The organism is Acinetobacter sp. GWC1_38_13, assembly GCF_001767535.1.
In the GTDB taxonomy this organism is placed as follows: Bacteria; Pseudomonadota; Gammaproteobacteria; order Pseudomonadales; family Moraxellaceae; genus Acinetobacter; species Acinetobacter junii.
This window is the reverse complement of record NZ_MELG01000066.1, coordinates 6595-16825: the sequence shown is the minus strand read 5'-3', so window position 1 is coordinate 16825 and position 10231 is coordinate 6595. Positions and strand designations below refer to the sequence as shown.

Here is a 10231-nt window from a genome sequence, read left to right as displayed (position 1 = left end):
CTCGATAAAAATCATCTGCTACCACAGAGAATCTATAAATAATAGTGCGTAAGTCCTAATAATTATAAATATGATAGGCCACTTCAAGTTAAATAAAACTTGAGAAAAGGATTTTAGAGAGATTATAAAAATGAACCAATTAAACTTCCCAATTCTTGATGCCCATATTCATCAGTGGAATCCATACACTACGCCACACTCAGCAGCGAGATTGGTCAAGGCATTTGGTAAATATCCTAAATTGATGGACAAAATTGTACGCGTTGTTAAACCTAAAGACTTAATCGAAACTTTAGGCATCACTCAATATGCTTTATCACCATATCTACCTTTTGATTATCGAGTTGATAGTGCAGGATGTTCGATTGATAGTGTTATTCATGTTGAGGCGAATTGGCATCACCAAAAAAACTTTGGTGTGGTTGAAGAAACAAAATGGATTCATCATTTACCTTTTAATCAGCAACAACTAAAACTTGCGGGTATCGTGGCTACAGCAGATCCAAGAAATAAAAGATTTTTGGATATTCTCAAAGCTCATCAAGATGCCAGTCCACATTTTTGTGGTATTCGTAAAATGGCAGCATGGTATCCAGATGATGGTATTCATCGCTGGTGTGATCAGCCACATTTATACACCCAGAAAAAATTCCTGAAGGGCTTTGAGCATCTAGCAAAGATGAATTTGTCATTCGATGCTTGGGGATATTCCACTCAAATTAAAGAAATCAAATCACTCGCACAACATTTCCCTGATACAAAGATCATGGTAGATCATCTCGCAACACCAGTCGGATTATTTGGAAAAGTCGGAAAAAGAACGGGGCGAACACCAGCTGAGCGTGAGCTTATATTTGCAAAATGGAAAGAGGATATTTCAGAACTAGCTGAACAAAAAAATGTTTATACCAAAATTTCAGGATTAATGATGCCAGTACTGGGACATCAATTTTATAAACAACAAATAACGGCGAATGTACTGCAAATACAAGATTTACTTTCACCACTCATTGAACATGCGATTCAGAGTTTTGGTACCCAACGCATTGTATTTGCATCCAACTTTCCAATGGATAAACCCAACACCACCTTAAAAGATCTCATTCAAGCGTATATTGAAATGACAGCACCACTAGGTGAAGAGGCGCAGCGAGCAATTTTTAGAAGTAATGCGGAAACCTTTTATCAAATAAATAAGCATTAGTTGTCATTGGAATTTCAATGTATTTGTTTTGACCAAATCCAATAAATAATTTGCAAAGTTCAATAAAATTACTCAATTTCAGCGCATAATTCTGTAAAATTAGCTGTCCTTATTAGCATTACTGATTTAAAAGTGATTTTAAATGAAGTAATGCTAATTAATCCTTTCTAAGTCAGTCTCTTATCTTCGATTTGGCTTATTTATTCATTTTTAAACTTATATTTCTTGCTATAGAACTATAAGCATATTTTAGGTGCCAGCATGGAAATCAAGGTAAATTACCTCGACAACCTTCGACAAGAAGCCAAATTCGATGACTTCACAGTAATTGCAGATCAACCAATCCGATACAAAGGGGATGGTTCTGCACCTGGTCCATTTGACTATTTCTTGGCATCATCAGCACTTTGTGCAGCATATTTTGTGAAAGTCTATTGCGCTGCACGTGATATCCCAACGGACAACATTCGATTATCTCAAAACAATATTGTTGATCCAGAAAACCGCTATAAACAGATTTTTAAAATTCAGGTTGAACTTCCAGCTGATATTTCTGAAAAAGATCGTCAGGGGATTTTACGTTCAATTGACCGTTGTACCGTAAAGAAAGTCATTCAAACGGGTCCTGAATTTGTCATCGAGGAAGTGGAAAGTATCGATGCAGATGCTCAAGCTTTATTGATGCCAAATCTTGCATCTGAAAGTACTACTTATATTCAAGGTAAAGATTTGCCTTTAGAAGAAACCATTGCCAATATGTCAGCAATCTTGGCTGGTTTAGGCATGAAAATTGAAATTGCATCATGGCGTAATATCGTACCGAATGTTTGGTCACTGCATATTCGTGATGCACAGTCGCCTATGTGTTTTACCAATGGTAAAGGCTCAACCAAAGAAAGTGCACTAGCATCTGCATTAGGCGAGTTTATTGAGCGTCTTAATTGTAATTTCTTCTATAACGATCAATTTTGGGGTGAAGAAATTGCAAATGCAGAGTTTGTGCATTATCCAGATGAGAAATGGTTTAAACCAGGACCAAATGGTGAGCTACCAAAAGAAATCTTAGATGAATACTGTCTTGAGATTTACGATCCTGAAAAAGAGTTACTCGGTACGCATTTATACGATACTAACTCTGGGAATATTGAACGTGGTATTTGTTCACTTCCTTTTGTACGCCAATCTGATGGCGAAACAGTTTACTTCCCATCAAACTTGATCGAAAACTTGTATCTCAGTAATGGTATGAGTGCAGGGAATACATTAGAAGAAGCTCAAGTTCAGTGCTTATCTGAAATTTTCGAACGTGCAGTAAAACGTGAAATTATTGAAGGTGAAATTGCACTACCTGATGTTCCTGAAGAAGTTTTGGCTAAGTATCCAAGTATTGTTGCAGGTATCCAAGGCTTAGAAGAACAAGGTTTTCCAGTATTGGTTAAAGACGCCTCTCTGGGCGGTCAATTCCCTGTGATGTGTGTCACTTTGATGAACCCACGCACAGGTGGTGTGTTTGCTTCATTTGGTGCGCATCCAAGTTTTGAAGTGGCTTTAGAACGTAGTTTGACTGAGTTATTGCAAGGTCGTAGTTTTGAAGGTCTCAATGACTTACCTCAGCCAACCTTCCAAAGTGAAGCAGTGACTGAACCGAATAATTTTGTGGAACACTTTATTGATTCAAGTGGTTTAGTATCTTGGCGTTTCTTCAGCTCAAAATCTGATTATGATTTTGTAGAATGGGATTTCACCAATGAGGGTGAAAACTCGAATGCAGATGAGGCTGCTGAATTATTTGGCATTCTTGAAGAAATGGGCAAAGAAGTCTACATGGCTGTCTATGAACATTTAGGTGCTACAGCTTGTCGTATCCTCGTGCCAGATTATTCTGAGATTTATTTAGTTGAAGATTTGATTTGGGACAATACCAATAAAGCATTGGCATTCCGTGAAGATATTCTAAATATTCATCGTTTAGATGACACACGTCTTGAAGCACTGGTTGAACGTTTAGAAGAATGCGAACTTGATGACTATACTGAAATCACAACCTTAATCGGCATAGAGTTTGATGACAATACGGTTTGGGGACAATTGACACTACTGGAATTAAAACTTCTTATTTATATTGCTCTGAAGCAATTTGAAGAAGCTAAAGATTTAGTTGAGCAATTCCTCCAATACAACACCAACACTGTAGAACGTGGTTTGTTCTATCAATGTATGAACGTCGTGCTAGAAGTTATTCTTGATGACGAGATGGAGTTGGAAGATTACGAAAAGAACTTCCGTCGTATGTTTGGTGATGAACGTATGGACGCAGTTATTGGTTCAGTAGAAGGTAATGTTCGTTTTTATGGTTTAACGCCTACTAGTATGAAATTAGAAGGTTTGGATCGTCATTTACGTTTGATTGAAAGCTACAAAAAATTGCATGCAGCTCGTGCAAAAGCTGTAAGTTAAGCCTCAAAGCTTTTGATCTAAGAAAGGTGTATGTTAATCATGCACCTTTTTTCATGATTTAAACCAAAACTTTTGAATTACGATTTTATAATTAAAAAAGATTCATCTTATTAAAAATCAATTTGACCGAACTGACATAATCTTTGGTAATTAAAAGTCAAATTTAACAACTTATTCTGCATTTTATTGACTATAACGCTAAATATAAAAGTGAGTCCTACGATGAATTTCTCTTTGATAAAAAACACTGAAAAATTAGTGACAAAACCTGCAATCACATCGTTGATTCATTCAATTTTCCCATTGCTTGACAGTTCTGCATCGCAAGACGGCAAGGCATTTCCTAAAGGCTATGCATTAAAACCTTTTCATCAAGCCAAACATATTGGTTGGACTCATTATGGGGTGATGATTCCTGAACTACCAGCACCTCATCAATTCTTTTCAATTATGTCAGTTATCGGCACACCCGGTGCATTGGCATTTGATACCGATCATGTATTCAAAGATTCACCTCGAAATAATGCAACCGCGGTTATGGGAACAGCTGCTACTTATCCTGATCAATTCAAAGGTTATTCAATTCCTAAAGAATGTCAGTTATATGAAGATGGATCGCATATTCAGTTGGGGCAAAACATTACCATTACAGGAAACTATCCAGACTATCACGTGAATGCACGTACAACGGATTTCGAGCTCAATATTAGAATTACCAATACAGATAAAGTGACATGGTTTATTAAAAGCCCAATTTACGATCATTTCAGTTTGCTTTCACAGTATGAAGGTGTAGTCAGCTATCGCGGAGAGTCTCAAAAAATCAACGGACTTTGTACTTTTGAATATGCATCCTGTATTAGTCCTTATATGATTAGAGATAAAGCCATTCCTTCTGCTTTTAAAATTCCATTAGATTTTTTTACTTATCAGATTATTAACTTGGATGATAACACTCAGCTTTTACTGAATGACACACGCCTAAAAGATGTGAAAATTGTCAGCAAAGCCTTTATACGTGGTTTAGATCAATATAACCAAAGTTTTGAAGCAGAATTTGAAGTATTAAGTTATCAAGATAAAGCTGCAATCTCTCCTGATGGTGTAGAGATGAATTTACCAGAAACCTTTAGATGGGTTATTAAAGACCAACAAAAAATCATAACTATTATAAACGGTTGTGTAGATACCCCGATGATTTATGGTCTGGGTAGTGGTTATGTCGGCGCTTATCACTATAAAGGTGAATATCAAGATACTTTGATTGAAGGGCGTGGTTATATTGAGTACATAGATCGTCGAAAATAACTTATTGGATAATGACATGAATTTAAATAATAAAACGATCATCATCACAGGTGCTTCGAGTGGTATAGGCGAACAAGCTGCGATTCAACTTGCTGATCTAGGCGCTAAAGTCTGTTTGGTTGCACGACGCGAAGAAGAATTGGAAAGGGTCAAAAGTACGATTGAGCAACGAGGCGGTCAGGCTTGGATTTATCCAGTAGACATCACAATTGATGAAGATGCAAAGGGCTGTATTGAAAAAATTTTAACCGAACATGAGAACATTGATGTTTTGATTAATAATGCGGCACGATCCATTCGTCGACCAATCACACAAGCACTTGATCGATTACATGACTATGAACGCACGATGCAAATTAATTATTTTGCTGCTGTGCGTTTGACATTAGCATTAATGCCGCATTTTCTTACTAATCATGCAGGGCATATCGTCAATGTCTCAACCATGTCGACACAAGTCCCAATCCCACTATTTTCAGCCTACTTAGCCAGCAAATCTGCACTTGAATCCTTTTCTCGTTCATTAAAAATGGAACTTGGAGATCAAGGTATAGATGTGAGTGTAGTTTATTTCCCGATGGTTAGAACACCAATGTCATCAAAAACTGCAATCTATAAACACATGCGAATGTTGGATACAGAGAAAGCAGTGGGTTGGTTGGTGAAAGCTGTTCAGAAAAAACCTTATCGCGTTACAAGTCCAAGTGGTGCGATTGCTAATGCTTTATTAAATACAGCACCAAGCGCAGTCATGAATCTGACTCGACCATTGTTTCGTCTTATGGATCGTCAACTCGAAAAGAAATTATAAATAGAGGGAGATATTTATTAATCAGTGATCACAAAAGCATGATTAATTGATCGGCATTAATATCTATCTCATCTTTTTCTAAAAGTAGATTTAAACAGCTGTGACTTTTATTACAGGTCATATTTCGAATAATTTTAGTGCATCTTCACTAAAATGCCTTGTTTTGAGTCAAAAAAGTATGACGAAATCAAAAAAACGTATTACCAAACTGGCATGCCATTTGCTTTATTAGTTCCATCATAAAGTGATCTAGGGTTCCGATAGCCAACGGATAAAAGTTGACTATGTCTGAGACCGAGAGTTCACGGTTCGCAAGAACTACACGGAGGGATAAAAGCCCGGGAGGTTGGACTTAAACCTTAAAAGAGGTCATGCGAATGGGCGAATATCATAATAATCAGAGTCTTTGGACTGAAAAACTACCAGGTGGTCATCATTGGTCTGGACGAGTTCAGAAAGGGAGCGTTCTTCAGTTTAAAGCTCTGGCTTCAAACGCCAATGTTTCACTGTTTTGTGTGAATGCTGAAGATAAACTCGAACGTTACAACATGCCAGACACCTTAAAAGGACAACATACTGCATTTTTAACGACGGGCAATGTTTTATATTCAGATTTAGGGCGTGTCATGGCATCGATCGTTAAAGATGACCATGGTTGGAATGATACTTTCTGTGGGGCGAGTCGCCCTGAGCAAATCACCAAACAATTTGGTCAACGTCGTTTTCAAGATGCACGAAATGAAATGTACCAAAACGGTGTCGATGGCTTATTGGTAGAGATGGCGAAATTTTCACTGTCACAAACTGATTTAAGTGCAACCCTAAACCTTTTCTCAAAAGTGAGTCCCAATGATCAAGGTGCTCTAAGCTATACCCAATCAGACAATACCAGCCAAATCATTGAATTACGTTTTGAAATGGATTGTCTGGTTTTCCTTTCTGCTGCTCCACATGGTTTAGATAACAGTTCGCTCTATCAACCAAGTGATATTCAATTGTCTTTGTATAAAGCCAACTCTTTAGCCGACCACGATATTTGTCGTGATGCCTGTCCACAAAATCAACGTGCTTTTCAAAATAACGCACGTTACTTCGCATTGAGTTCAGCATATTAAGCTATAGGAGAAGCATCATGACGGTTTTACATACTTTTGAAAAAGCTACATTAAATGAAGTGTGTCTTGCGGGTGAAGCATGGATGTGCGAAGTCAAAAAAGGGCAATACTTTCGGATTATCGATTTAGAGGGCAACCAAGCTGTTGATACGTTGTTTATCTCAGTAGAAAATCCTGAAGAGCGTTATAGCGCTACAGATACGCTTGCCATGAATCAATATATCTATTTAGAAAAAGGCACACCTTTATACAGTAACTTTGGACGGTTAATTGCAGTCATTCATGATGATAACTGTGGTCGTCATGATACGTTAGGTGGCGCATGTTCTTGCGAAAGTAATACTGTGCGCTATGCACATGAAACTTATCCTATGCATAGTTGCCGTAACAACTTCATGTATGCCTTAGCCAAACATCCCATCGCGAAAAAGCACAATTTGAATGTGCGTCACATTGGTCCAAATATCAATTTCTTTATGAATGTTCCTGTTACATCTGATGGACATTTGAAATTTGATGATGGTATTTCTGCACCGGGTAAATTTGTCGAGATTAAAGCAGAAATGGATTTAATCGTACTGATCTCTAATTGCCCGCAACTGAATAATCCATGTAATGCCTATAACCCGACACCGATCCAATTAGTGATTCGTGATGGAGAGGAGGCTTAGTCTATGTTTAATAAAGTTTTAATCGCCAATCGTGGGGCGATTGCATGTCGTGTTATTCGAACACTAAAAAAATTAGGTGTCCAATCCGTTGCTGTGTACTCTGAGGCAGACCGAGATTCATTGCATGTGACCTTAGCAGATGAAGCGATTTATATCGGTGATGCACCCGCGAGTCAAAGTTACCTGAATGTTGACAAAATTTTAGAAGTCGCCAAACAAACAGGTGCGAATGCCATCCATCCGGGCTACGGTTTTCTATCTGAAAATGCTGAATTTTGTGATCTGTGTGAATCACAAGGAATTGCATTTATAGGCCCAAACTCAGCTCAAATGCGTGCATTTGGCTTGAAACATACCGCTCGAGAACTTGCAATCGAAGCAAATGTTCCGCTATTGCCGGGTAGCCAACTTTTGGCTGATGAAGCAGAGGCATTGGTTGAAGCAGAGCGTATTGGTTATCCTGTGATGCTAAAAAGTACCGCAGGTGGTGGTGGTATCGGCATGCGCTTGGTATGGAATGCTGAAGAACTTAAAGATGCTTTCGCAACAGTTTCTTATCTTGCTCAGGCAAACTTTAAAGATGCAGGATTGTATTTGGAGAAATTCGTACAGAATGCTCGCCACATCGAGGTGCAAATATTTGGTGATGGTCAAGGACAAGTTTTAGCTTTAGGTGAACGAGATTGTTCTGTTCAACGTCGCAATCAAAAAGTTATTGAGGAAACCCCAGCACCACATTTAAATGATCAACAACGTTCATATATTCAGACTGTTGCGATTCAACTCATGCAATCCGTGAATTATCGTTCAGCGGGGACTGTTGAATTTGTGATGGATACGGACACGCAAGATTTTTACTTTTTGGAAGTAAATACCCGTTTACAAGTTGAACATGGTGTCACAGAACAAGTATACGGCGTGGATTTGGTTGAATGGATGGTCACACTTGCGAGTGGCGACTGGACAGCACCAACACAATCTTTGAAATCAGTAGGGCATTCGATACAAGTTCGTTTGTATGCTGAAGACCCGATCAAAAACTTCCAACCGAGTGCAGGTTTACTGACCTTTGTTGAATTTGATGATCAAGCACGTAATGAAACATGGGTAGAAACTGGCTCGACTGTTTCCTCATTTTACGATCCGATGATTGCTAAAATTATCGTCACGGCAAATGATCGAGATGCGGCTATTCAAGCAATGAATCATAGCTTAGCCAAAACTCATGTGGCAGGTATCGAAACCAATCTTGAATATTTACAGAATATTATTGATTGTGAAGTGTTTAAAGCAGGTACTCAAACCACTCGTTTCCTCAATACTTTTGAATGGAAAACTCAAAAAATCGAAGTATTGCAAGCTGGTATTCAAACTTCTATACAAGATGTCACTGGGCGTTTAGGTTACTGGGATGTGGGTGTACCACCGTCTGGAGCGATTGACCCTTTATCTTTAAACGTGGCAAACCAACTACTTGGCAATGCATCCAATAATGCAGGTTTAGAATGTACCTTGCATGGACCTACTTTAAAGTTTCACTGTGATAGCCAAATCGTGCTTGCAGGTGGTGACATGCCGTCAACCTTAGATGGTGTGCACATTCCAATGTGGCAAACGGTGAATGTCAAGAAAGGACAAATCCTTAAATGCGGTAAAATCATCACAGGATGTAGAACTTATATTGGCATCAAAGGTGGTTTGAATGTTCCTGAATACTTGGGTTCACAAGCGACTTTTACCTTAGGTCAATTTGGTGGTCACGCAGGACGTAATTTGCTAATTGGTGATATGTTGCCAATCACTTCTTTTAGTTCAGATCAACAAACAAGTTTAAATGCAGAACAAGTCCCGACATTCTCAAACAGTTGGGAAATTGCAGTGATGTATGGTCCGCATGGTGCGCCTGATTTTTTCACCAAACAAGATATTGATGCCTTCTTTGAACATTCCTTCGAAGTACATTTCAATTCAAGCCGTACAGGAATTCGCTTGATCGGACCAAAGCCAGAATGGGCGCGTGAAGATGGCGGCGAAGCAGGTTTACATCCTTCCAATATTCATGACAATGCCTATGCTATTGGAGCAATCGACTTTACTGGAGACATGCCAATCATTTTAGGTCCTGATGGTCCAAGTCTTGGTGGTTTTGTTTGCCCAGCAGTCGTTGTTCATTCTGAACTTTGGAAATTAGGTCAATTAAAAGCAGGAGACAAAGTCAAATTTGTTCCTATTCGATATGAACAAGCAACCGAATTAAATCAAACCTATCATCATATGCTCAGTACTGAGCATCTTAATGATGTGCAATTTGGTCAAAGCTTTTATGCTGAGTTTGATAGCTTAAATGATGCCGTATTAGATCGTTTAGATGGTCAAGATCATACGCCAAATGTTGTTTATCGCCCCGCTGGTAATAACTACATGTTGGTTGAGTATGGCGAATTGGTTTTAGACCTGAATTTGAGATTCCGCATACATGCATTAATGCAGTGGGTCAAAGATCAAAACATCATAGGTATCATTGATCTAACACCGGGAATACGTTCACTTCAAATTCATTATGACTCACTCAAACTGGATCAACAGAATTTATTAAACCTACTCAAACAAGCAGAAACAGAATTGCCTGATGTGACTGAAATGCAAGTTCCTTCACGCACTGTCT

At 38.5% G+C, this 10231-nt stretch carries 7 protein-coding genes and 1 riboswitch; all 7 genes read left to right on the top strand.

What is annotated here, in order from left to right; all coding sequences use genetic code 11:
• The first annotated feature begins 130 nt into the window (after positions 1 to 130).
• Positions 131 to 1204: an amidohydrolase family protein gene (locus A2003_RS06520; RefSeq protein ID WP_042892037.1), complete on the top strand. Its 1074-nt coding sequence runs from the start codon at positions 131 to 133 to the stop codon at positions 1202 to 1204.
• A 261-nt stretch (positions 1205 to 1465) separates the two neighbouring features.
• Positions 1466 to 3661: an OsmC domain/YcaO domain-containing protein gene (locus A2003_RS06515; protein ID WP_039047313.1), complete on the top strand. Its 2196-nt coding sequence runs from the start codon at positions 1466 to 1468 to the stop codon at positions 3659 to 3661.
• A 258-nt stretch (positions 3662 to 3919) separates the two neighbouring features.
• Complete coding sequence (locus A2003_RS06510) at positions 3920 to 4969, top strand: DUF6670 family protein (RefSeq protein WP_227540287.1); 1050 nt, start codon at positions 3920 to 3922, stop codon at positions 4967 to 4969.
• A gap of 16 nt (positions 4970 to 4985) precedes the next feature.
• The gene (locus A2003_RS06505; protein ID WP_112986520.1) at positions 4986 to 5780 is read left to right on the top strand and encodes an SDR family NAD(P)-dependent oxidoreductase; all 795 of its coding nucleotides are present in this window, start codon (positions 4986 to 4988) and stop codon (positions 5778 to 5780) included.
• A 238-nt stretch (positions 5781 to 6018) separates the two neighbouring features.
• Positions 6019 to 6127, top strand: a riboswitch (guanidine-I (ykkC/yxkD leader).
• A 24-nt stretch (positions 6128 to 6151) separates the two neighbouring features.
• On the top strand, positions 6152 to 6895 hold the full coding sequence (locus A2003_RS06500) for an urea amidolyase associated protein UAAP1 (protein ID WP_374050029.1): 744 nt from the start codon (positions 6152 to 6154) through the stop codon (positions 6893 to 6895).
• Between the two features lie 17 nt (positions 6896 to 6912).
• Positions 6913 to 7566: an urea amidolyase associated protein UAAP2 gene (locus tag A2003_RS06495; RefSeq protein ID WP_112986518.1), complete on the top strand. Its 654-nt coding sequence runs from the start codon at positions 6913 to 6915 to the stop codon at positions 7564 to 7566.
• Between the two features lie 3 nt (positions 7567 to 7569).
• A partial coding sequence (gene uca, locus A2003_RS06490; protein ID WP_502685951.1) for an urea carboxylase occupies positions 7570 to 10231 on the top strand: 2662 nt, incomplete at its 3' end.

Coding starts and splice junctions, on each gene's coding strand:
- A2003_RS06520 (WP_042892037.1), top strand. CDS start 131: ATGAACCAATTAAACTTCCCAATTCTTGATGCCCATATTCATCAGTGG.
- A2003_RS06515 (WP_039047313.1), top strand. CDS start 1,466: ATGGAAATCAAGGTAAATTACCTCGACAACCTTCGACAAGAAGCCAAA.
- A2003_RS06505 (WP_112986520.1), top strand. CDS start 4,986: ATGAATTTAAATAATAAAACGATCATCATCACAGGTGCTTCGAGTGGT.
- A2003_RS06500 (WP_374050029.1), top strand. CDS start 6,152: ATGCGAATGGGCGAATATCATAATAATCAGAGTCTTTGGACTGAAAAA.
- A2003_RS06495 (WP_112986518.1), top strand. CDS start 6,913: ATGACGGTTTTACATACTTTTGAAAAAGCTACATTAAATGAAGTGTGT.